The organism is Streptomyces sp. WMMB 714 (assembly GCF_900090125.1).
Classification (GTDB): Bacteria; Actinomycetota; Actinomycetes; order Streptomycetales; family Streptomycetaceae; genus Streptomyces; species Streptomyces daqingensis.
Map to the genome: position 1 here is coordinate 1 of NZ_FMHJ01000020.1, position 21,282 is coordinate 21,282.

18 protein-coding genes are annotated in these 21,282 nt (G+C 73.9%); 4 read left to right on the plus strand and 14 right to left on the minus strand.

Annotation, left to right across the window (positions count from 1 at the left end; all coding sequences use genetic code 11):
• On the plus strand, window positions 1–152 hold a 152-nt coding region (locus tag H181DRAFT_RS29055; protein ID WP_139131765.1), incomplete at its 5' end, for an integrase core domain-containing protein.
• Window positions 153–320: 168 nt separating this feature from the next.
• Here H181DRAFT_RS29055 and H181DRAFT_RS27105 read toward each other — a convergent pair.
• Entirely contained in the window at window positions 321–767 is a 447-nt protein-coding gene (locus H181DRAFT_RS27105; protein WP_045867089.1) for an SCO4402 family protein, read from the minus strand.
• Window positions 768–1,134: 367 nt separating this feature from the next.
• Here H181DRAFT_RS27105 and H181DRAFT_RS27110 point away from each other — a divergent pair, with 367 nt between their 5' ends.
• The gene (locus H181DRAFT_RS27110) at window positions 1,135–2,463 is read left to right on the plus strand and encodes an ABC transporter substrate-binding protein (RefSeq protein WP_045867090.1); all 1,329 of its coding nucleotides are present in this window, start codon (window positions 1,135–1,137) and stop codon (window positions 2,461–2,463) included.
• A gap of 56 nt (window positions 2,464–2,519) precedes the next feature.
• Here H181DRAFT_RS27110 and H181DRAFT_RS27115 read toward each other — a convergent pair whose 3' ends face one another.
• The 4 genes from H181DRAFT_RS27115 to H181DRAFT_RS27130 form a co-directional block, all read right to left on the minus strand.
• A complete protein-coding gene (locus tag H181DRAFT_RS27115) occupies window positions 2,520–4,220 on the minus strand; it encodes a hypothetical protein (protein WP_045867091.1) in 1,701 nt (566 codons plus the stop codon).
• 137 nt (window positions 4,221–4,357) lie between these two features.
• Window positions 4,358–5,761 carry an NsdA family TPR-like regulatory protein gene (locus tag H181DRAFT_RS27120; protein WP_045867092.1) on the minus strand — a complete coding sequence of 468 codons (1,404 nt, stop codon included), beginning with the start codon at window positions 5,759–5,761 and terminating at the stop codon, window positions 4,358–4,360.
• A gap of 227 nt (window positions 5,762–5,988) precedes the next feature.
• Entirely contained in the window at window positions 5,989–6,984 is a 996-nt protein-coding gene (locus tag H181DRAFT_RS27125; RefSeq protein WP_045867093.1) for an alpha/beta fold hydrolase, read from the minus strand.
• A 554-nt stretch (window positions 6,985–7,538) separates the two neighbouring features.
• Window positions 7,539–8,240, minus strand: coding sequence for an iron-dependent transcriptional repressor DtxR (locus H181DRAFT_RS27130; RefSeq protein ID WP_045867094.1), 702 nt, complete (start codon window positions 8,238–8,240; stop codon window positions 7,539–7,541).
• A gap of 197 nt (window positions 8,241–8,437) precedes the next feature.
• Here H181DRAFT_RS27130 and H181DRAFT_RS27135 point away from each other — a divergent pair, with 197 nt between their 5' ends.
• Entirely contained in the window at window positions 8,438–9,199 is a 762-nt protein-coding gene (locus H181DRAFT_RS27135) for an SIS domain-containing protein (protein ID WP_045867095.1), read from the plus strand.
• A 44-nt stretch (window positions 9,200–9,243) separates the two neighbouring features.
• Here the strand turns inward: H181DRAFT_RS27135 and H181DRAFT_RS27140 are convergent, their stop codons facing one another.
• Window positions 9,244–10,830 carry a PAS domain-containing protein gene (locus H181DRAFT_RS27140; protein ID WP_045867096.1) on the minus strand — a complete coding sequence of 529 codons (1,587 nt, stop codon included), beginning with the start codon at window positions 10,828–10,830 and terminating at the stop codon, window positions 9,244–9,246.
• Between the two features lie 383 nt (window positions 10,831–11,213).
• Window positions 11,214–11,885: a pyridoxamine 5'-phosphate oxidase gene (pdxH, locus tag H181DRAFT_RS27145; protein ID WP_074468074.1), complete on the minus strand. Its 672-nt coding sequence runs from the start codon at window positions 11,883–11,885 to the stop codon at window positions 11,214–11,216.
• 461 nt (window positions 11,886–12,346) lie between these two features.
• Here pdxH and H181DRAFT_RS27150 point away from each other — a divergent pair, with 461 nt between their 5' ends.
• Window positions 12,347–13,447, plus strand: coding sequence for a citrate synthase 2 (locus H181DRAFT_RS27150; protein ID WP_045867097.1), 1,101 nt, complete (start codon window positions 12,347–12,349; stop codon window positions 13,445–13,447).
• A gap of 49 nt (window positions 13,448–13,496) precedes the next feature.
• On the opposite strand, the gene H181DRAFT_RS27155 is transcribed toward H181DRAFT_RS27150, so the two are convergent.
• The 7 genes from H181DRAFT_RS27155 to H181DRAFT_RS27185 form a co-directional block, all read right to left on the minus strand.
• On the minus strand, window positions 13,497–14,270 hold the full coding sequence (locus H181DRAFT_RS27155; protein ID WP_045867098.1) for a nucleotidyltransferase domain-containing protein: 774 nt from the start codon (window positions 14,268–14,270) through the stop codon (window positions 13,497–13,499).
• Window positions 14,271–14,367: 97 nt separating this feature from the next.
• A complete protein-coding gene (locus H181DRAFT_RS27160) occupies window positions 14,368–14,613 on the minus strand; it encodes a hypothetical protein (RefSeq protein ID WP_045867099.1) in 246 nt (81 codons plus the stop codon).
• 117 nt (window positions 14,614–14,730) lie between these two features.
• Window positions 14,731–15,327 carry a TetR/AcrR family transcriptional regulator gene (locus H181DRAFT_RS27165; RefSeq protein WP_045867100.1) on the minus strand — a complete coding sequence of 199 codons (597 nt, stop codon included), beginning with the start codon at window positions 15,325–15,327 and terminating at the stop codon, window positions 14,731–14,733.
• Window positions 15,315–16,097 carry an enoyl-CoA hydratase family protein gene (locus H181DRAFT_RS27170; protein ID WP_045867101.1) on the minus strand — a complete coding sequence of 261 codons (783 nt, stop codon included), beginning with the start codon at window positions 16,095–16,097 and terminating at the stop codon, window positions 15,315–15,317. The genes H181DRAFT_RS27165 and H181DRAFT_RS27170 overlap by 13 nt, the downstream gene beginning before the upstream one ends.
• A gap of 61 nt (window positions 16,098–16,158) precedes the next feature.
• Window positions 16,159–17,748 (minus strand): 4-coumarate--CoA ligase family protein, encoded by a 1,590-nt coding sequence (locus tag H181DRAFT_RS27175; protein WP_045867102.1) that lies wholly within the window; start codon window positions 17,746–17,748, stop codon window positions 16,159–16,161.
• A gap of 136 nt (window positions 17,749–17,884) precedes the next feature.
• Window positions 17,885–19,087, minus strand: coding sequence for an acyl-CoA dehydrogenase family protein (locus tag H181DRAFT_RS27180; RefSeq protein WP_175439837.1), 1,203 nt, complete (start codon window positions 19,085–19,087; stop codon window positions 17,885–17,887).
• Window positions 19,084–21,282 (minus strand): ATP-binding protein, encoded by a 2,199-nt coding sequence (locus H181DRAFT_RS27185; protein ID WP_045867103.1) that lies wholly within the window; start codon window positions 21,280–21,282, stop codon window positions 19,084–19,086. Before H181DRAFT_RS27185 ends, H181DRAFT_RS27180 begins: the two co-directional genes overlap by 4 nt.

Consider the following 21,282-nt stretch of genomic DNA (forward strand, 5'->3'; position numbering starts at 1 on the left):
GGGCATACGCCCGCCCTTACCACTCAGAAAGCCAACGACGCGAAGCGTTCCCCAACTGGCTGCACACCTACAATCACCACCGCGCGCACACCGCGCTCGGCGGCCTACCACCCGCCAGCCGCGTTCCTAACCTCACGGGTCAGTACACCTAGGGCGTGTCTCAAAGTCCCGTCTGGGCCGCGGTGCCTGGCACGCACGCTGGCTGCGTTGTCGGTCGTCGGCGCAGCCCGCTGCGCTCTCCTCCCTCCGCCTTGCGATCGCACGCACCAGACACCGCGTCCCCCGGCCTACGGCCGGACGACGCTACTTTGAGACACGCCCTAGACGGAGTGCAGCATGATCGCCAGCACGTCCAGCGAGCGCGGCGGTTCGTCCGGGTCCTCGCCGTCGTTCGTCGCCAGCCGTACGTGCGCGTCACGAGCCGCGCGTACCGCTTCGGGCCAGCCGTGGTGCTCCATGTAGGAGACGACGGGGGCATCCGCACCGACCTGGTGCATGATGCGCAGCACCCGGAGCACCGCCGTGTCGACGAGCGCGGCCTCCTGGGAGTCGCGGAAGATCGTGCCGACGTACTTCTCGGCGGACCAGTTGTCCAGCCAGGTGTCCTCGACCAGCCTGTACACGGCGTCGGTGACGTCACCGTAGCCGGGACGGCCGGTCGCCCAGCATTCCTGCTGGAAAACGGGGTCGGAGAGCATGTGCAGCGCCGAACGCACGTTGCTGCGCCAGCGCCACCAGGGCATGTCATGGACGGCCATGGTGCCCATGGTGGTGGAACGGGGGCCGCGACGGGAACCCCTCGCGGAATCTCGCGGCGGCCGGCCCTGCCGCTGCGGCGCCTCGCCGGCCTCCGGCGCTCCGGGTCCCGCCGGGACGGGAGCGCCTTCCGAGGGAGCGGCCCCCGCGGGCGACTGCTCCACGGGAGCGGCTTCCGTGGGCGTCTGCGGAACGGGCCCCTGGAGCGGTACCTCCGGGGACTCCCACCCGGACTGCGCTGATCCTTGCTGCATGGTCATCGACCATACGTTCCCCTCCGGAGCGACCGGCCGACGGCCCCGCTGTTCACCACGGCGTCACTCACAGTTGGCCGTCGAGCGCCCGTGCGTTACCTCCCGCCCGGCATCGTGCCGACGCATGAAGCCCCGGCGCCGATCCGTCCTCCTCAGCACCGCCGCCTCCGCCGCCGCCTGCGCCGTACTGGCGACCGGCTGCGGGGCACCGGGCTCCGCGACGGCGGACGAGGACACCGTCACCGTCATGACCTGGGCGCCCCAGGGCACCAGCGCCACCGACATGCCGGGGATGCCCGCCATGGCGCAGGCGTACGCGCGGTGGGTCAACGCCCGTGGAGGCATCGACGGCCGCCGCCTGAAGGTGCTCACCTGCAACGACCACAACGACACCGTGCGGGCGGCCCGTTGCGCGAACCGCGCCGCGAAGGAGGAGGTCGTCGCGGTCGTGGGCTCCTACAGCCAGCACGGCCGCTCCTTCATGTCGGCGCTGGAACAGGCCGGCATCCCCTACATCGGCGGGTACGGCGTCGCGCACCAGGAGTTCAGCAGTCCGCTGTCGTATCCCGTCAACGGCGGACTGCCCGCACTCGTCGCGGGCAACGGCCGCCAGCTCGCCGCCGGCAAGTGCTCGCACGTCTCGCTCGTGAGGCCGGACACCAGCGCGGGAGACCAGCTCCCACCGCTGCTCGACGCGGGCCTCGCGGGCAGCGGGGCGGGCCGGGCCACCGACGTGCGGGCGCCGGAGGGGGCCTCCGCCTACGCCCGGCAGGCCGGCCAGGCCCTGAAGGGAGCCGAAGCCGGAGCCGGAGATGGAACCGGAGACGAGGCCGGAGCCGGTGACGCGGGGCGGGCCCGCTCGGGAGGTTCCGGGCCCTGCGTCACCGCGGTACTGGGCGGGCGCACGGACGCCTTCTTCGACTCGTTCCGGCGCCTGCGGAAGGACGCGCCCGGCGTACGGACGGCGTCCGTGCTCGGCAGCGTCCGGCAGTCCCTGGTCGACCGCACCGGCGGACGCCGCAGCCCGCTGGAGGGCGCCTACGCGACGGGCTGGTACCCGGCGTCCGACGATCCGCGCTGGGCCCCGATGCGGAAGGTGATCGACGAGCACGCCTTCGGCGACGACCGCGTCGACGGCTCCGACCCCGGCGTGCAGACGACGTGGGTCGCGTACACCGTGCTGCGCCAGGTCCTGGAGTCCCTCGGCGGCGCGGCGCCGACGGCCGAGTCGGTACGGCGTGCGCTGGACCGGGGGGACACCGTCGCGACGGGCGGGCTGACCCCGAAGCTGAACTGGGGCTACGACAACATGCTCGCCGCCCGGGACTTCCCCAGGATCGTCAACGCGAAAGTGACGTACCAGCGAGTGCGGGAGGGGCGGCTCGTAGCCGTCCACAAGGGGTTCGTGGACGTGGAGGAGACCCTGGAGAGCGGGGCCGCCCCCGCCTCGTGAACCCCGCCTCGTGAACCCCGCCTCGTGAACCCCGGCCGGCGGGCCTGCCGCGGGCGTCAGAGCTGCCCGAACTGCCTTTCCTTCAGGCCGTACTTCTTGGCCGTGGGGTTCCACAGTCCGGCGGCCTTCTTCTTCGCGGCCGTCGCCTGGCCGCTGGCGCGCGTGCCGGCACCCGTGTGCGCGGTGACCCGGGCCTTGCCCTTGCGGCAGCCCTTCTTGCCGGCGGTCTGGTCGGCCCACGCCGCGTAGTGGTTGTCCGCGGCGGCCGAGGACTTCCACGCCCGTGTCAGTGCGGCCGTCAGCTCGCCGCTCGCGGGAAGTTCGTCGGTCTTCAGCTTGCCCAGCCGGGCGACGAGTCCGTTGCGCTGCCCGGCCGCTGCCCGCAGATCGTCGGCGGCCTTGTCCAGCTTCTTGCAGGACTTGATGTTCTCGACCGAAGTCACCACGGTGGCACGGCTGTTGTTGCTGTCCGCGAGGAGCTTGTCCAGCTCCCGGGCCTGCGCCTCGGCCGGGTCGGGAGCCGCGGGGCCCTTCTTCTCGCCGGCCTTCCCCCCGTCCTGGCCGGAGGGCGCGCCGCTCCTGGCCTCCTTCTCGTCCCCGCCGCTGAGCGCGGCTCCGGCCGCCATGCCCACGGCCGCGACGATCACGACGCCGGCCGCGATGAGCACGACCGGCGAGGTGAGTCTGGAGGCCGGCCCGCGCTCCGCGTTGCGGCGTGCGGCGCGTCCCGCCGCGGCCGGGGGGCCGGCCGGGGCTCCGGGACCGCCGGGCACGGCGGAGGGGACGGGGCCGCCGGAGCGCTGGCGCGTGGCGGCCCGGTCGAAGATGGGCAGGCTCTGCGTCGAACCGGGTTCGCCGTCGCCACCCGAGGGGCCGGGGGCGTCCGAGCGGAAGAGGCTGTCGAACTCGGCGGGCGTGGTGCGCTGTTGCTGCGTTCCGGCGCCCGCGCCGGCCGCGTACGCGCCGGCTCCCTGCGTTCCCGCCGCGCCCCGCGTCTCGGGCGGCAGAGGCGAGCGGAGCATGGTCGTCGCCTCCGGGTCCCCGGGTGCCTGACCGGTCAGGGGCGGCAGCATCTGCGTCGCGTCCGCCGGCCCGGCGGGCGGAAGGTGGCCGGGCGGGAGATGCCCGGACTGTCCGTCGGTGACGGGCGGTATGTACTGCGTGGCGTCGGCGTCGGAGACACCCGCCGGTGCCTGCGGCGGCTGGACGGCGGCCGCGTAGGGATGGGCCGGTGCATCGTGCACGGGCGGTACGAACTGGGTGGCGGCGGCGTCCGGCCCGTACTGCTGGACCTGCGGCAGCGCGCCCGGAACGTCCGGCTGCGGCATGGGGCCGGGCCCGTACCCGCCGGGCGCGGACAGCGGCCCGGGCTGCGCGAGGGGCTGCTCCGGGGGCATCGGCGGTGCTTGCGCGGCCGGCATCGGGGGCGCCCCGGCGGCGGGCATCGGAGGAGCCTGCTGGGCCGGCATCGGAGGCGACTGCGCCGGCATCGGGGGCGACGGCGGCTCGGGAGGCGCGTGAGCGGGCGGCGGAGGCAGCGCCGCGGGGTTCTCCCCCGCCGCCACGGCCGCCTGCGACGCCGCTGCCTGCGACTCCGGCCCCCAGGGCTGGCCCCACGGCTGACCCGCCGGTGGCTGGACCTGCGGCTGGGCGACCTGGCGCTGCTGTTCGGGGGTCCACGGGTCGCCGTTCGCCGGCAGCACGACACCCTCGTAGAGGGGCTTGTCGCCCTGTCCGCGTCCGCTCTGCGCTGTCACCGGGGCTCCTCGATCAACCTGGCTTACCGGAATCGTCGGGTCACGCTACCGGGTAGCCCGAAGGGAGTACCACGCGGTGGAAGTGGCGACACCAACCCTTCACCTCAGATATGGCGCAGATACGGATGAACCCGCACTCAAGCGACTCCCGTTCCGGCCGCCGACCGCTCCAGACGCGCGGCGAATTCTCCGACGACCGGCACCTTCACAAAGGGCGCAAGTTGCCGCCGGAGGTTCGCCGCGTACTCCGAACTGCGCCCGGAACGCAGGGAATCGAGTAGGTTCACGGCCTCCGCCCCCGCCGCGCAGGCGTGTTCAAGCTCACGTTTCCGCACGTACGCGGAGGCGAGCAGGAACAGCCCGATGGATCTGCGCCGCACGAGGTGCTCCGGGTGCCCGGCCAGTGCCGTCCGCGCTTGCGCGACGGTCTGGTCCGGCTGGCGCAGATCGCTGTGGCAATGGGCGAGTTCGCCGGCCAGATAGGCGGGGCCGAAGTGTGCGATCCACTCCGGGTCGCCCCCCGGCTCGCCTTCGGCTTCGGCACGGTCCATGGCGTCGGCCGCCTCGCCGCACAGCCTGGCGCACTCGGCGGCGTCCCCCGTCAGGGCGTGCCCGCGCGCCTCCGCCGCGTGGAAGAGCGCCAGGGCGCGCGGGGTCGCATGCCCCCGCGCGCCCTCCTGCGCGGCCCGCGCCAGCTGCGCGACCTCACGCGGGTTGCCCAGGGAGGCGGCGAGCTGGCTCATTCCGGCGGCCAGGACGTACCCGCCGTAGGCACGGTCCCCGGCCGCCTGCGCCATGCGCAGCGCCTGGATGTAGTAGCGCTGCGCCAGACCGCTCTGCCCGGTGTCGACGGCCGTGTAGCCGGCCAGTTCGGTGAGGCGTGCCGCCGCCCCGAACAGGGCGCGCCCCACCGCCTCCGTGTAGGAGCCCGCGAGCAGCCCCGACACCACGCTGTTCAGGTAGTGCACGACGAGCGGGCGTACGTGGCCGCCCCCGAAGCGGTGGTCGAGCTGGGCGAGGGAGTCGGTCGTCGCCCGCAGGGCCGCCACGTCGGGCATGCCCACGCGAGGGCCCGCGCCGCGGGCCACCCGGGCGTCCGGGGGCGTGATCAGCCAGTCGCGGCTGGGTTCGACGAGGGCGGAGGCGGCGACGGGGGCGCCGCTCATGAAGTCCCGGCGCCCGACGTCGCTGCGCCACAGTTCGCACGCCTGCTCCACGGCGCCCATCACGGTCGGCGCGAAGTGCAGGCCCACGCCCGAGGCGAGGTTCCCGCCCGCGGCCATGCCGATCTCGTCCAGCGAGACCGTGCGGCCCAACTGCCTGCTGAACGCCTCGCACACGACGGCGGGGGTGCGTCCGCGCGGCTGCTGCCCGCGCAGCCACCGGGCGACGGATGTCTTGTCGTACCGCAGATCCAGGCCCTGTTCCGCCCCGCAGAGGTTGACGTGCCGCGCCAGCCCCGCGTTGGAGAACCCCGCTTCCTGGATGAGCGTCTGCAGCCGTTGGTTGGGCTGCCGAGCGACCAGCGGCCTTGCGGCCATGGGACCTCCCCGAGAAGACACCGATGATCAGTCCTGGACATATGCCCCTGACTCAGTCGATGCAGCACTTCCCAACACATTGCACCGCAGTGGGACTTACCCGTGCACGCCCGGCTCGTACGCCTGCGCCCCCACGCTTGTGCCTGCGCGCCCTTCGGCAGGAGGGCGGGCGCCGCCGGCCGGCGCCGGCGACGGGCCCCGGCGGGTCCGCTCGGGAGACGCCTCCGTCAGTTGACGGCGGGGTGGGCCGCGTGCAGGAACGGCTCCACGACGCGCCGCCAGTCGGCGGGCTTCTCCAGATGCAGGAGGTGGCCCGCGTCGGGCACCTCCGCGTACATGCCTCGGGGCAGGACCCGCACCATCTCCTGCGCCTCCGCACGGCCCAGTTCGCCGTCGATACCGCGTACGACGAGCGTGGGGCAGACGACGCGGGCGAGTTCGTCCCAGTGCGCGTCGTGCACCCACGCCTCCCGCACCGCGAGCATCTGCCTCCGGGAGAAGACCGGCCCCCAGCCCGCCTCGCCCTCCGTCATCACCTCGGCGAAGAAGTCGCCGCGCGACGGAGCCGGACGCTCCAGCGAGGGGTCCTCCTCGCCGAACCACTTGCGGACGTCAGCGAGCGTGGCGAACGGCACCGGCCAGGAGTCGAACCAGTGCCGCCACTCCAGTTGCGACTGCGCGCCCAGCGCCGAGGCCTTCATGTCGCTGATGACGAGCGCGCTCACGAGATCGGGGCGCTTGGCGGCGAGCTGCCAGGCCGTCAGCGCACCCATGGAGTGCCCGACGACGGCGAGCGGAGCGAGACCGAGCTGCTCGACGGCCGCCTCCGCGTCCTCGACGAACGCCTCGCGCGCGTACGGGTCTTCGAGGTGGACGGGGCTGTCGCTGCGGCCGTGGCCCCGCTGGTCGAGCGCCACCGCGCGGTAGCGGCCGGAGAGCCAGCGCGCGGTGCCCGCCCAGTGCGCCGCGCGGCCCATCAGCCCGTGCAGTAACAGGACGCCCTTGGGGCTGTCCGGGCCGCTGTCCGCGTCCCTCGCGCCGGCACCGCGCCGGGCGTCCGCGACGCTCACGCCTTCGCCTTCGCCGCCGCTTCCGCCGGGGCGTGGCCCCTCCGCGGGGGCCGGCTCGCCGGACCGGCCGGGGGCGCACTTGGGCGGGTCCGCGAACTCCCAGGCGGCCAGGCGGACTCCGTCCGCGCCGGTCACATCCATCCGTCGCACCATGAGTTTCGGCACCCCCAGTCCTTCCGTCCGCGCAACCACGCTATCGAACTTCTATTCGAACGCGCCGCACTCCGGGAGAAACCCCTACTTTCGAGTGACTGTGCTCAGGGATTGATCGCCGAGGCCACGGGGAGACACTGACCGGGAGGAGGGTCGACCCTGAGAGCTCGGGGCTCCGGGTCGCTCCCGGGGGAAAAGGGGAGGCGGGGCCCCGGTCGCCGACAGCGCCGGGGCCCTTGTCACGTTCCGTGGCACATCGCGCGGACCGGGAGTCCGCCCCGGCGGCGGTTCCGCGTCTCGCCCGGTCCTCCCGGTTCGGCGACTCCATCGACGACTCCCCTCCCGTGCGCACACGCGTGGACACAGAGTGTCACGCATCGACCGCAGGCACTCGCCTTATCGCAACTCTCGTACCCCCGGAGCGCTTCGGGAAGATGCTCCGCTTTCGGCCGGACGCGGCCCGCACCGGACGCGGCCGGCACCGGACGCAGCTCGCGCCGGACACGGCCCCGGGAAGAACGACCGCTCCCGGGCCGCCCGCGGCCGGCGTACTCTCAGCGCCGCGCCACGAAGACGTGCGCGGCGATGTCGGCGTCCAGCTCGGCCGCCTCGCCGCTGCTGCCGATCTGCACGCTGCCGGCCGCTCCGGTTGTCACGCTCACCACCGCGCCCGGCTGCACTCCGGCCCGGCGCAGCGTGTACATCAGCTGCGCGTCCGTCTGGATGGGCTCGCCGATGCGGCGCACCACGACGGTCTTGCCTTCCCCGTCGCCTTCCGACCGCAGGTCCGTCAGGCTCACCATGCCGTCGTCCAGGAACGACTCGGCCTCCGCCTCCTCCCCCAGCTCTTCCAGGCCGGGGATGGGGTTCCCGTACGGGGACTCGGTGGGGTGCTGGAGCAGATCGAGGACGCGGCGCTCGACCGCCTCGCTCATCACGTGCTCCCAGCGGCACGCCTCGGCGTGCACCTGCTCCCACTCGAGACCGATCACGTCCACCAGCAGGCACTCGGCCAGCCTGTGCTTGCGCATGACGCGGGTGGCCAACCGCCGCCCCTCGTCGGTGAATTCGAGGTGCCGGTCCCCGGCGACCTTGACCAGCCCGTCGCGCTCCATGCGCGCCACCGTCTGACTCACGGTCGGGCCGCTCTGGTCGAGGCGCTCGGCGATACGGGCACGCATGGGAACGACGCCTTCCTCCTCCAGCTCCAAGATGGTGCGGAGATACATCTCCGTGGTGTCGATCAGTCCGGACATGCGTGCCCCTCATCGAATCGGTGCAGTGACCCTCCCGCAATTCTGACGCATCGGAAGGACAACCGCCCCACCCGGGAAAGGATGCTCACTTGACAAGTGACGGATACGGACCTCAGCGTGACCGCGACGCTACCGGGGGCCGGTCGAGGCCCGCACACCCGCGTCCGGACGGGGGCGGGCCGAGGGGGAGGAACCCTGTGGAGACGACCGAGACGACGGCACCGGCGAGGGACTTCTTCACCGCGGCGACGGCACTGCTCGGAAAGGTCGCGGACGCCGAGGCGGAGAGCATGGCCGCCGCGGGGGCCCTGCTGGCCGGCACGGTCGCGGAGGGCGGCCGGGTCTTCGCCTTCGGCGCGGGCCACTCCTCCCTCCCCGCCCAGGACGTCGTCTACCGGGCCGGCGGCCTGGCGGTCATGAACCTGCTGCCCGTGCCGGGGGCGGTCGGTGTGGACGTACGCCCCGCCACGCTCGGGAGCGCGCTGGAGCGCGTGGACGGGCTCGCCGCGGCGGTGCTCGACGCCGGTCCCGTCCGGGAGGGCGACCTGCTCTTCGTCATCTCGCTCTCGGGGCGCAACGCGCTGCCCGTGGAGATGGCCGCGCACGCCCGTTCCAAGGGGCTGAAGGTCGTGGGCGTGACGTCACTGGCGTACTCGCGGGAGACGACGTCCCGGCACTCGTCGGGAACGTTCCTCAAGGACCACTGCGACATCGTGGTCGACTGCCACATCGCCGTGGGCGACGCGGAGTTGAGCGCCGAGGGCGTCACCGGGGCCTTCGCACCGGCGTCGACGGTCGTGACGAGCGCGATCATGCAGGCCGTGGTCGCCACCGCTGTCCGCACGCTCGCCGCGCAGGGCGGCGAGCCGCCGATGCTGCGCTCGGGGAACGTGGACGGGGGCCACGCGTGGAACGAGGCCGTCATGACGCGCTACGCGGACCGCATCTTCTACAAGTGAACCCGGCGTCCGCGGGTGCGGCGCGTGCGGCGTGCCCGCGGGTGCTACCGGCGGCGGGCGAGCTGGGCCAGGTCCACCGCCGCCGCGATGCGGACGGCGATGTCCTCGGCGTACGCCGCGTCGGCGCGGTCGAAGGAGCGGCGGCTGGAGCCGCGCAGCAGCGTGACGACGCCCAGCGTCCTTCCCCGGCTGCGCAGCACCGCGCACAGTCCGTGCAGCGTCCCCTCGGGCCATTTGCGGGCGGCGGCCCAGCCCTCCAGCACGCTGCTGCCCTCGCCGGCTCCCTGGCCGCCGTCCTTCGCCGCCCGTCCGGGGAAGGCACGGGCGGTCGCGGCGCCGCCGACGCTCGCGCGGACAGAGCCGCACCGCTTGAGCGCCTGGAGCGCGGGGTGGTTCTCCGCGTAGCTGACGGGGATGCCGCACGGCAGCCCCCTCTGGTGGCCCGACACCGGGTCCGGCGCCGGGGACGCCGAGGCCGGGGTGGCCGCCACCCGCACCAGGCGGGGCGGCCCGGCTTCCGCGCCGTCGTCGCCGGCCGCTCCCCGTGCGGCGCCACCGTCCGGCTGCCCGTGCTCACCGTCGCCCACGCCGTCGGCGTCGGCGTCGGCGTCGGCGTCGGTGGGGAGGACCAGGTCGAGCAGGGCGTGGTCGGCGAAGCCCGCCAGGGCGAAGTCGAGATGGATCGTCGCCGCCTCCATCGGGTCCTCGCACTCCGAGGCCGCGCGGGCCGCCCGGTGGAGCTGGTTGTCGCGGAAGCGCAGCCGGGCCGCCTCCTGTTCGAGGCGCTTGGACTCCGTGACGTCCTGGAAGAGCCAGGCCACACCCAGCGGGGCGGGCTCCTCGGCCAGCGGCGACGACAGCCGCAGGAAGCCGCTGCGCCAGCACCGGCGCGCGCCGCCGGAGCCGCCTTCCTGCTCCTGCTCCCGGTCGGAGCCGCGCGCGGAGCGCAGGGTGACCCAGATGTCGGACGGCGTGGCCGGCGGCCCCTCCGCGAGGACGTGCTGCAGCGCGCCCTCCAGCTCCTCGACGCCGTGGTCGATCAGCTCTCCCAGGGGGCGCCCGAGCATCGTCGTGCGCGAGACCCGGAAGGCGCCCGCGGCGCTGACGTTGACCACGGCGGGACGCAGATCGGCGTCGACCAGCACGACGCCCCAGGTCGCCTCCTCGAAGAGGCCCTCACTGAGGGCGATCGAACGCTCCAGGTCGATCTGCGCGTGCACCTCGCTGAACGCGCAGTAGACCCCCGTCGGCCTGCCGTCGGCCCCGCTGACACCGGACGACTGGGTGCGGACGAGCACCCGGCCGCCGTCCTTCTTCAGCAGTGCGAACTCGTGGACCTGCCGGCCCGGCGCGTGCATGGCCCCGAGCAGCCGCGCCTCCACCTGCTCGGCGTCCGCCTCGCGGACCGCCCAGCCCGCGAGCCCCTTGCGGCCGACCGCCTCCTCGTGCGTCCAGCCGAGGATGCGTTCCGCTTCGCGGTTCCAGTGCGTGACGACCCCGTCGGCGTCGAACGCGCAGAGAGCGGCGTCCATGCCGTCGAGCAGGGCGGCCAGCAGCAGCTCGTCGTCCGGGCCGTGCTTGTCGTCGCCGTCGGACGAGGAAGCGGCGTGAGTCTTGAATTGAGCGGACAACTGGGCACCCCCACTTGAACGCGCCGGGAATGACTGCCGGGTGCTGCGCGTACGGATCATTCAACTCCTGCGTGACGCAGCGCACACGCCGTTCGGCGAACTTCTCCCAAATCGTTGCCGCCCCGAAATCGCTTGCGGCCCCCGCCGGGGCTGCCTAACGTGCGGTGCACACGAGAAAGGAGGTGATCCGGTAGATGTTGCACACCCGGACGCGTGAGGTGGCTGCGGCCTAGGCCGACGCCACAGTGTGACGCCGGTACGCCGGCCGATCTCCAGCAGTCACCCGGCCCGTGGGCTCGTCGGACTCGTCCGACCGGCGCCGTTCGCCACCGGCGAGCGGAGCAGCCCGCGGGCCGTCTGCGTTCCGCCCGCTTCCCGCGGGCTTACGGGCAGAGCCGCTCGACCCTCCAGGACGCGCCCTCGTCGGACGCGCCGCCCGTTCCGCTCCTACCGTCCGCGACGCCGCCGTTACGGACGTAGCGGAGCCGGTCGTGCAGCCGGTTCTCCCGTCCCTGCCAGAACTCGACGGAATCCGCGCTCAGCCGGTAGCCGCCCCAGCCCGGCGGTGCGGGGACGTCTTCCCCCTCGGGGTAGCGGGCGGCCAGCTCTGCGTAGACGCGGTCCAGTTCCTCCCGCGAGGCCACGGTCGAGGACTGCTCGCTCGCCCAGGCCCCGAGCTGGGATCCGTGCGGGCGGGTGCGGAAGTAGGCCGCCGTCTCGTCCCTGCCGATGCGCTCCGCCCTGCCCGCGACGATGACCTGCCTGGCGACGGGGTGCCAGGGGAAGAGCAGGGAGGCGTAGGGGTTCTCCAGCAGCTCCCGGCCCTTGCGCGAGCCGTAGTTGGTGAAGAAGACGAAGCCGCGGCTGTCGTACTTCTTCAGCAGCACCGTGCGGGAACTGGGCCGCCCCTGGGCGTCGGCCGTGGAGAGGACCATCGCGTTGGGCTCGTGGAGCCCGCTCGCCACCGCGTCGGCGAACCAGCGCGCGAACTGGCCGTACGGCTCGGGCGCGAGCTCCTCCTCCAGGAGCCCCTCGGCGCGGTAGCGGGCCCGCATGGCGGCGGGGTCGAGAATGGTCAGCGGCGTGTCTCGGGCGGCGTCATCGTGGGCGTCGGGCACGCACTCATCTTGCAACACCGCTTCCGGGGCCTCGCAGCCGCATACGCGCCGTCCTCCCTGGCGAGGGCCCCGGGGCGCCGGCGGGCGGGCCGGGCCGTGTGCCTGAACTCACCCTTCCCCGCCGGACGCGGACCCCGGAGAATCGTTGGCCGTACCCGCGTCGTCCGCCGCGCACGCCGGTCGCGGCCTTCGGCCGCCCGGGCCGGGTGAGCGGCCGTCCGGCGGGGCATGACCACCGGGGGCGACACGGTCCGCGAGCCGCGGCGGCGGCAGTGGAACCGGCGCCCCGATTCGAGCAGTCCAGGACCGGCAGCCGTCCCGCCCCTCGGGCGGATCCGCTTCCGCGTCGCCGACCCGCCGGCAGCACCGCCTGCCGGGAACCCCTGAGGAGCCGCCTGATGTCCGACTTCGTACCCGGACTCGAGGGAGTCGTCGCGTTCGAGACGGAGATCGCCGAACCCGACAAGGAGGGCGGCTCCCTGCGCTACCGGGGTGTGGACATCGAAGACCTCGTGGGGCACGTGTCGTTCGGCAACGTGTGGGGCCTGCTGGTCGACGGCGGCTTCGACCCGGGGCTGCCGCCGGCCGAGCCGTTCCCGATCCCCGTCCACTCCGGGGACATCCGCGTCGACGTGCAGTCGGCGCTGGCGATGCTGGCCCCCGTGTGGGGCCTCAGGCCGCTGCTCGACATCGGGGAGGCCGAGGCCCGCGACGACCTCGCCCGCGCCGCCGTCATGGCGCTGTCGTACGTCGCGCAGTCTGCGCGCGGGCAGGGCGTTCCGATGGTGCCGCAGCGGGAGATCGACAAGGCGGAGACGGTCGTCGAGCGCTTCATGCGGCGCTGGCGGGGCGAACCCGACCCCAAGCACGTCGCCGCCGTCGACGCCTACTGGACGTCGGCCGCGGAGCACGGCATGAACGCCTCGACGTTCACCGCCCGCGTCATCGCCTCCACGGGTGCCGACGTCTCGGCGGCGCTCTCGGGTGCGGTGGGCGCGATGTCCGGGCCGCTGCACGGCGGTGCGCCGTCCCGGGTGCTCGGCATGATCGAGGAGATCGAACGCACCGGGGACGCCGAGGCGTTCGTGAAGCGCCAACTCGACCGCGGGGAACGTCTGATGGGCTTCGGCCACCGCGTCTACCGCGCGGAGGACCCGCGGGCGCGCGTGCTGCGGCGCACGGCCAGGGAGCTGGACGCGCCGCGCTACGAGGTCGCTGAGGCCCTGGAGCGGGCGGCGCTGGAGGAGCTGCACAGCCGGCGGCCCGACCGGGTGCTGGCGACGAACGTGGAGTTCTGGGCGGCGATCGTGCTCGACTTCGCCGAGGTGCCCGCGCACATGTTCACGTCCATGTTCACCTGCGCCCGCACGGCCGGCTGGGCCGCGCACATCCTGGAGCAGAAGCGGACCGGGCGGCTGGTGCGGCCCTCGGCCCGCTACGTGGGACCGGGGCCGCGCGAACCCCGCGAGATCGACGGATACGGCGACGTGCGGCACTGAACCCGGCGGGCGGCCCTGGAGGGCGCCGGTCCGTCCGGCCGGCGCTCCCTCAGGGGGCCACGCGCTCCAGCAGCGCCGACGCGGCGTCGACGGCGGACGTCAGCTGCCGGGCCTCGGCGGTCAACCCGCCGAGGAGTCCGTCGACTTCGCGGAGGCCCGCACGTGGGAGCAGCGTCTTCTCGTTGGTGACCCACTCGCCGCGCGCGGCCAGCACCCCGTGCGCCGCCTGGCAGGCCGCCGTCGCGACGGCGCCCGCGGTCTCGGTGAGCATCCCCCGCTCCGCGTAGGCGCCGCGGGCGTAGCCGAGGGTGTGCCGCGCCTCGGCCCACCAGCGCCGCGGCGCCGACCGCCGCAGCGCGTCGGGGTATCCGGGACGCGGCAGCTCGCCGTGGAGGACGCGGTTGACGGCCAGCTCGGCGAGGAGGACGTACGTGGGGACGCCCGCCAAGTGGAAGAGCAGCCGCTCGACTTCGAAGCGTCCCCGCTCCGCCTCGGCGAGGACGCGTCCCACCTCGTCCAGGTCGCGGTAGTGGACGTCGACCCGCCGGCCGCGCACCTCCAGCCAGGCGCCGCCGTTGAACACCCCGCCCCCCCAGCCCCCGATCTCGGAGACCTCCCCCGGCCAGCCGAGGGCGCGCACATGCTCCGGTGAGAACGCGCCCCGGTAGTAGACGGCGAAGTCCCAGTCGCTGCCGGGCGAGTGGGTCCCGGTGGCACGCGAACCTCCGAGCGCGACGGCCTCGACGCGGGGCAGCGCCGCGAGCCGCCGCGTGACGTGGCCGGTGAACTCCTCGTCACGGGCTGCCTGTTCGGGGGCGTTCACACCGGTTCCCTCCTCACTGGGCCGCGTCGCGGGAACCGCGCTCGTCGGCGGTCATCCCGCGGGCCGTTGGGATGCGACTGACGGCCTGCCGGCCGCATCACCGGCCGGCTTCCCGAACGTGCCTCAGCCGGGCCGGGTAGTGCTGCCTGATGTGCGCCACCCGCTCCCGGTCCTGAGGGCGGAGGTCGCTGCGCTCACGGACAAGCGCTGTGCGGGCCTGCCGCCATTCCTCCGCGTCTCCGCCGGCTTCCTCCGCCTCGTCGATGCGGGCGGTGCAGGCGGCTATCAGTGCGCCGATGAGGTCGACGGCCGCGACGTATTCCGTCTCGTCCCTGGTGGTCATTCCGGATTCAACTCCCCACGGTCGGTTCAAGGAATCCTGCGGCGGCGAACGCCAGGACTGCTGTGTCGAGGCGGCGCGGCAGGGCCGGGTCGTGCGGGTGCAGAACGCCGTCGGTGCCTACCGCCCCAGCACGTCCCGCACGATCCGCGCCCACTGCGCGACGACGCGTTCACGTCGTGCGCTGTCGTCCCGCAGGAGGTTGGCGAGGCCGAGCCCGCGCGCCATGTCGAGCAGCCCCTGGACTGTCTCGCGTACGCCCGGGGCCGACTCGTCGGCACCCAGCAGTTCGACCGCCATGCGGTGGGTCTCCCGCCCGATCCGGGTCTCCAGGGCGGTGACCCGCGGGCCCAGTTGGGGCTCGTTCGACGCGGCGACCCACAGCTGGAGCGCGGCGCGGAAGAGCGGGCCGGTGAAGAGGGCGACGATCTGCCGCACGGCCGCCGGGGTGTCGGGTGGCGTCGGCAGCGTCCGCAGCGCCCGGGACCGCTCCTCCGCGACGTACTCGACGGCCGCCGTGAACAGGTCCTCGCGAGTGGGGAAGTGGTGCTGCGCCGCGCCCCGCGAGACCCCGGCGTGCTCGGCCACGACCGTCACCGTGCTGCCCGACCAGCCGAGTTCGGCCAGGCAGGTGACCGCCGACTCCAGCAGCCGCTGCCGGGTCGCACGGCTGCGGTCCTGTTTGGGGGCGGCGCCGCGGGCGTTCACGGCACCCATGAGGGCTCCCGTCGTTCGAGGAATGCGGTCATGCCCTCGCGGGCCTCCTCGGATGCGAACAGCCGCGCGGACAGTGCGGCGAGGTTATCGGTGTCCCTGTCGAAGGTCCGCAGCACCTCTGCGGTGACCAGCCGCTTCGACTCCGCGAGCCCCTGCGGGGAGCCGCGCCGCAGCCCGTCGAGGACGGGGGCGAGCAGGGCGTCGACGTCCTCGTCGCCGGTGGCCGCGAGCGTGACGAGGCCGATCCGGGCCGCTTCGGCCGCGTCGAACCGCTCCCCTGTGAGGTAGTAGCGGGAGGCGGCCCGGGCGTCGAGCCGGGGCAGCAGCGGCATCGAGATGACCGCCGGGGCGACGCCTATCCGCGCCTCCGTGAACGCGAAGGTGGACGCGGGCCCGGCGACGGAGATGTCGCACGCGCCCAGGAGCCCGGTGCCGCCCGCCCGCACGTGGCCGTCCACGCGGGCGACGACCGGTTTCGGCAGCTCGACGATCGTCCGCAGCACGGCCGCGAGGTCCCCCGGGCTCTGGCCGCCCTCGCGCAGGTCGGCGCCCGCGCAGAAGGTGTTGCCGGTGTGGGTGAGGACGATCGCGCGCGTCCCCCCGTCCGCGGCTGCCTTCTCCAGTCCCGCGTACAGCTCGCTCACGAGTCCCGCGGACAGCGCGTTGCGGTTGCCCGGGGAGTCGAGGGTGAGCGTCGTGATGCCCTTCGCGTGCGCGCTGCGCACCAACGGGCCCCTGGACGCGTCCTGTTCGGCGGCTGTCGTCGTCACTTCCCGCTCGTCCTCTCGCTCGTGTCGCGGCCGGACCGGCCGGCGCCCTCCGGCGGGCGGCTCATGCCCCGCCGTTCTCCGCGGCACGCAGCTCGCGCCGCAGGATCTTTCCGCTGACCGCGCGCGGCACGCTCGGGATGAACTCCAGCTGCCGCACCTTCTTGTACGGGGAGACCTGCCGCGCCACGTACGCCAGCACGCTCTCCGCCGTCAGCTGTGCGCCCTCGTCCCCGGGCTGCCGGACGACGAAAGCCTTCGGGACCTCGTTGCCCTCCCCGTCCTCGACCCCGATGACGGCCGCGTCGGCGATCGCCGGGTGGGCCAGGAGAACGGCTTCGAGTTCGGCCGGGGCGACCTGGTAGCCCTTGTACTTGATGAGCTCCTTGACGCGGTCGACGACGTACAGCCAGCCCTCGTCGTCGACGCGTCCGACGTCGCCCGTGCGCAGCCACCCCTCGCCGTCGATCATGGCGGCGGTCTCACCCGTCCGCCCCAGGTAGCCCTTCATCACCTGCGGGCCGCGGAAGAGGAGTTCGCCGGTCTCGCCCGCGCCGAGGTCGCGGCCGGGGTCGTCCAGGGCGACGACGCGCATCTCGGTGCTCGGCAGCAGCTTGCCGACCGTTCCGGGCGGGGCCGCGGCCGAGTGCCGGGGCACCAGGTGCGTGCCCGGGGAGAGCTCGGTCATCCCGTACGCCTGCTTCACCTCCGGCAGCCCCAGACGCCGCGCGCAGGCGGCCGCCAGGTCCGCGTCGAGCGGGGCGGCGGCGCTGACGACGTATTCGAGCGAGGACAGGTCGTACTTGTCGACGTCCGGGTGCTTGGCGAGGGCGAGGACGATCGGCGGCGCGACGTAGAGGGCGTTCACCCGGTGCGTCTCGATCGCGGACAGGAACTGGCCCAGCTCGAAACGCGGCAGGACCACGACCGAGGCACCGTTGCGCAGCGGCGCGTTCATCAGGGCGGTGAGGCCGTAGATGTGGAAGAAGGGGAGCACGGCCAGCAGCGTGTCCTCGGGACCGCTCGGCATCAGCGGATGGAGCTGCGCGAGGTTGGTGGCGATGTTGCGGTGGGTCAGCATCACGCCCTTGGGCATCGACGTGGTGCCGGAGGAGTACGGCAGCGCGGCCAGGTCTTCGGCCGGGTCGAACTCCACGTGCGGCTCGGCCGCCGTGCTGTCGCGCATGTCCAGCACGCTGCGGTGGCCTTCCGCCCGGTCGCAGACGAAGATCTCCTCGATCCCGCCGGCCCACTCCGCGGCCTGCCGCGCCGTCTCCAGCAGCGCCGAGACGGTGACGATCCAGCGCGCGGAGGAGTCGCTCAGCTGGCGCGCCAGCTCCTTCGCCGTCGCGAGGGGATGGACGGTGCTGACGGCCGCCCCGGCACGCGTCGCGCCGTAGAAGGCCGCCGGGAAGAGGATGGTGTTGGGGCTGTGCAGGGCGACCACGTCGCCCTTGCGCACGCCGGCCTCCGCCAGCGCGGCGGCGATCCGGCGGCTGAGGCCGTCGAGTTCCCCGTACGTCAGCGAGTCGCCGCCGACCCCGTCCACGAGCGCGGTGCGGGTGGCGTGTGCTGCGGCGCTCCCGCCCAGCACGGCGTCGTGGATGGGCTCGTCGACGACGGGGACGTCGGGGTACTCACTGCGGAAGTGCATGCGGTCCTCCGGGAGCGGCGGTCGGGAGCGGCACGGCAGGCCGGCCTGGCCGGACAAAATGGCCAGAAGTGACCTCACAGTCTGCTGCCATCGGCCCGTTTCCGGCAGTACCCGGGAGGCACAGGCCGCCGCACGGTCAGTACGACTTGGGCAGCCCGAGGCTCTGGTGCGAGACGAAGTTGAGGATCATCTCCCGGCTGACCGGTGCGATGCGGGCGACCCGCGCCGCGGTGATCATGGAGGCGATTCCGTACTCCCGGGTGAGGCCGTTGCCGCCGAGGGTGTGCACCGCCTGGTCGACGGCCTTCACGCACGCCTCGCCCGCCGCGTACTTGGCCATGTTCGCCGCCTCGCCCGCGCCCATGTCGTCGCCGGCGTCGTACAGGGCCGCCGCCTTGGACGTCATCAGGCGGGCCAGCTCCAGTTCGATGTGGGCCTGGGCGAGCGGGTGTGCGATGGCCTGGTGGGCGCCTATCGGCTCTTTCCACACCTGCCGCGTGCGGGCGTAGTCCAGGGCCCGCTCCAGGGCGTAGCGGCCCATGCCGATGCCGAACGCCGCCGTCATGATGCGCTCGGGGTTGAGCCCCGCGAAGAGCTGCAGCAGCCCGGAGTCCTCTCCTCCACGGCCTCCGGCGTGGGAGGGGCCCCCACCGACCAGGGCGTCGGCAGGCAGCCGGACGTCGTCCAGGACGAGCTCGAACTGCTTCTCGGGCGCGGCCAGTTCCATCTCGATGGGGTTGCGCGTGAAGCCCTCCGCGTCCCGGGGGACGATGAACAGGCACGGCTTGAGCTTGCCGGTGCGCTCGTCCTCGGTGCGGCCGACGATGAGCGTCGCGTCGGCGATGTCCACGCCGGAGACGAAGACCTTGCGGCCCGTCAGCACCCAGTCCCCTCCGTCGCGGCGGGCGGTGGTGGTGATGCGGTGCGAGTTGGACCCGGCGTCCGGCTCGGTGATGCCGAAGGCCATCTTGCGGCTGCCGTCGGCGAGTCCGGGGAGCCAGCTCCGCTTCTGCTCCTCGGTGCCGAAGCGCGCGATGACGGTTCCGCAGATCGCGGGCGAGACGACGAGCATCAGCAACGGGCATCCCGCCGCGCCCAGCTCCTCCAGGACGATGGCCAGCTCGGTTATGCCGCTGCCTCCGCCGCCGTACTCCTCGGGGAGGTTGACGCCGAGGTAGCCCAGCGAGGCAGCCTCGGCCCACAGCTCGTCGGTGTGCTTGCCGTCCCGCACGACGTCCGCGAAGTACTCGCGCCCGTAGCGCTTGCCGAGCGCGGCCACGGCCGCTCGCAGGTCACGCTGCTCCTCGGACTCCAGCAGGGCCGCGTTCACTGAGATCATGACGTCTCCTTCTGAGCGGACTGGTCACTCTGGGCGGACGGTTCGGGCTGCGTGGACGATCCGGACGGCGTGGGCGGTTCGGTCCGCGCGGCGTCCCCCGCCCCGGCCCCGCCGTCCTCGGTGACGACGGCGAGCAGGGCGCCGACGTCCACCTGGCGCCCCGGCTCGGCGTGCAGCGCGGTGAGGGTCCCGGAAGCGGGGGCGACGACCTTGTGCTCCATCTTCATCGCCTCCAGCCACAGCAGCGGCTCCCCCGCCTTCACGGCGTCGCCGACGGACAGGCCCGGGACGACGCGTACGACGGTCCCCGGCATCGGCGCGAGCAGCGAACCCGGCTCGTTGCGCGTCTCCGGCTCACGCAGGCGGGGCAGTGCGGTGAAGGCGTGGGAGCCGAGCGGCGGCGGGGCGTCGACGTGGACGTGCTCGCCGTGCCGGCCGTACCGCGCGACGGCGAACTCCCGCCGCACGCCGTCGACTTCGAGACGGACGCGCTCCGGCTGGGCTTCCAGGAGGCGCAGCCGCGCGCCGGAGAGGAGCCCCGGGCCTGCGTCCGACGCGGACGCTTCGCCGTCCGGGGCAGGGCCGTCCTCGACGTGCAGGCCGTCGCGGGTGAGCCGGTAGCGGACCTCGATCTCCTCCTGCGAGGGCTCCGACCTGTACGTCTTGACCTGCGGCTGCGAGGGCACGTTGCGCCAGCCGCCGAGCCGCGCCGTGACGGTCGTGCCGGCGGCCCGGTTGCGAGCGGCGTCTGCCAGCGCGGCCGCCAGGGCGGCGAGCCGGCGTGCCGTGGCGTCGCCCGGCCGGGTCAGCTCCTCCAGGTGCCTGTCGTAGAACCCGGTGTCGAGCCCCAAGGCCGGTCCGTCCGCGCCGTTCCCGCCGCTGCCCGCGTCCGCGAAGTCCGGGTGGCGCAGCGACCGTACGAGGAGTTCGCGGTTCGTGGCCGGGCCGTGCACGCGGGCGCGCTCCAGCGCGTGCGCCAGCCTGCGGACGGCCTCCTGCCGCGTCGGCGCGAAGGCGACGGCCTTCGCCAGCATCGGGTCGTAGTGCACCCCGATCTCGTCGCCGTCCGCGACGCCGCTGTCGAGGCGCACACCGGGCACCTCCAGGCGGTGCAGGGTTCCGGTCTGCGGCTGCCAGCCGCGTGCCGGGTCCTCCGCGTACAGCCTGGCCTCCACGGCGTGGCCCCGTGGCGCGGGCGGCCCTCCGGGGTCGAGTGCCCCGCCTTCCGCGACACGGATCTGGAGGGCCACGAGGTCCACTCCGTAGACGCACTCGGTGACGGGATGCTCCACCTGGAGGCGGGTGTTCATCTCCAGGAAGTACGCGCGGTGCCCGGGGCCCACGCCCGCGGAGCCCGGCCCGCCCGGCCCGCCCGGCCCGCCGGACGCGACCAGGAACTCGACCGTACCGGCGCCCCGGTAGTCCACGGCCCGCGCCGCACGGACGGCCGCCTCGTGCAGCTCGGCGCGCAGTTCCGCGCTCAACGCGGGCGCGGGCGCCTCCTCGACGACTTTCTGGTGCCTCCGCTGCAGCGAGCAGTCGCGGGTGCCCAGCGCCCACACGGTCCCGTGCCCGTCCGCCAGGATCTGCACCTCGACGTGGCGGCCGCGCTCCACGTACGGCTCGACGAAGACCTCGCCGTCGCCGAACGCCGCCGCGGCCTCCGCACGCGCGGCCTCGATCTCCCCGTCGAGCGCGGCGAGTTCGCGCACGACGCGCATGCCGCGTCCGCCGCCGCCCGCCGCGGCCTTCACCAGCAGCGGCAGGTCGGCCTCTGTGGCCTCCTCGGGCCGTACGGGCGCCAGCAGCGGTACGCCGGCCTCGCCCATGAGCTGCTTGGCGCGGGTCTTGGAGGCCATGGCCTCGATGGCGGAGGCGTCGGGGCCGATCCACACCAGTCCGGCGTCCCGGACCGCCCGCGCGAAGCCGGCGTTCTCGGAGAGGAATCCGTAGCCCGGATGCACGGCGCCGGCGCCGGCGGCCAGCGCCGCCTCGATGACGAGGTCGCCGCGCAGATACGTCTCGGCGGGTGAGTCACCGGGCAGCCGGACCGCCGCGTCGGCCTCGCGTACGTGCGGGGCGTGCGCGTCGGCGTCCGAGTGGACGGCGACGGTGGCGACGCCCAGTTCGGCGCATGTGCGGAAGACGCGCCGGGCGATCTCTCCCCGGTTCGCGACCAGCACCGATGTGATCAT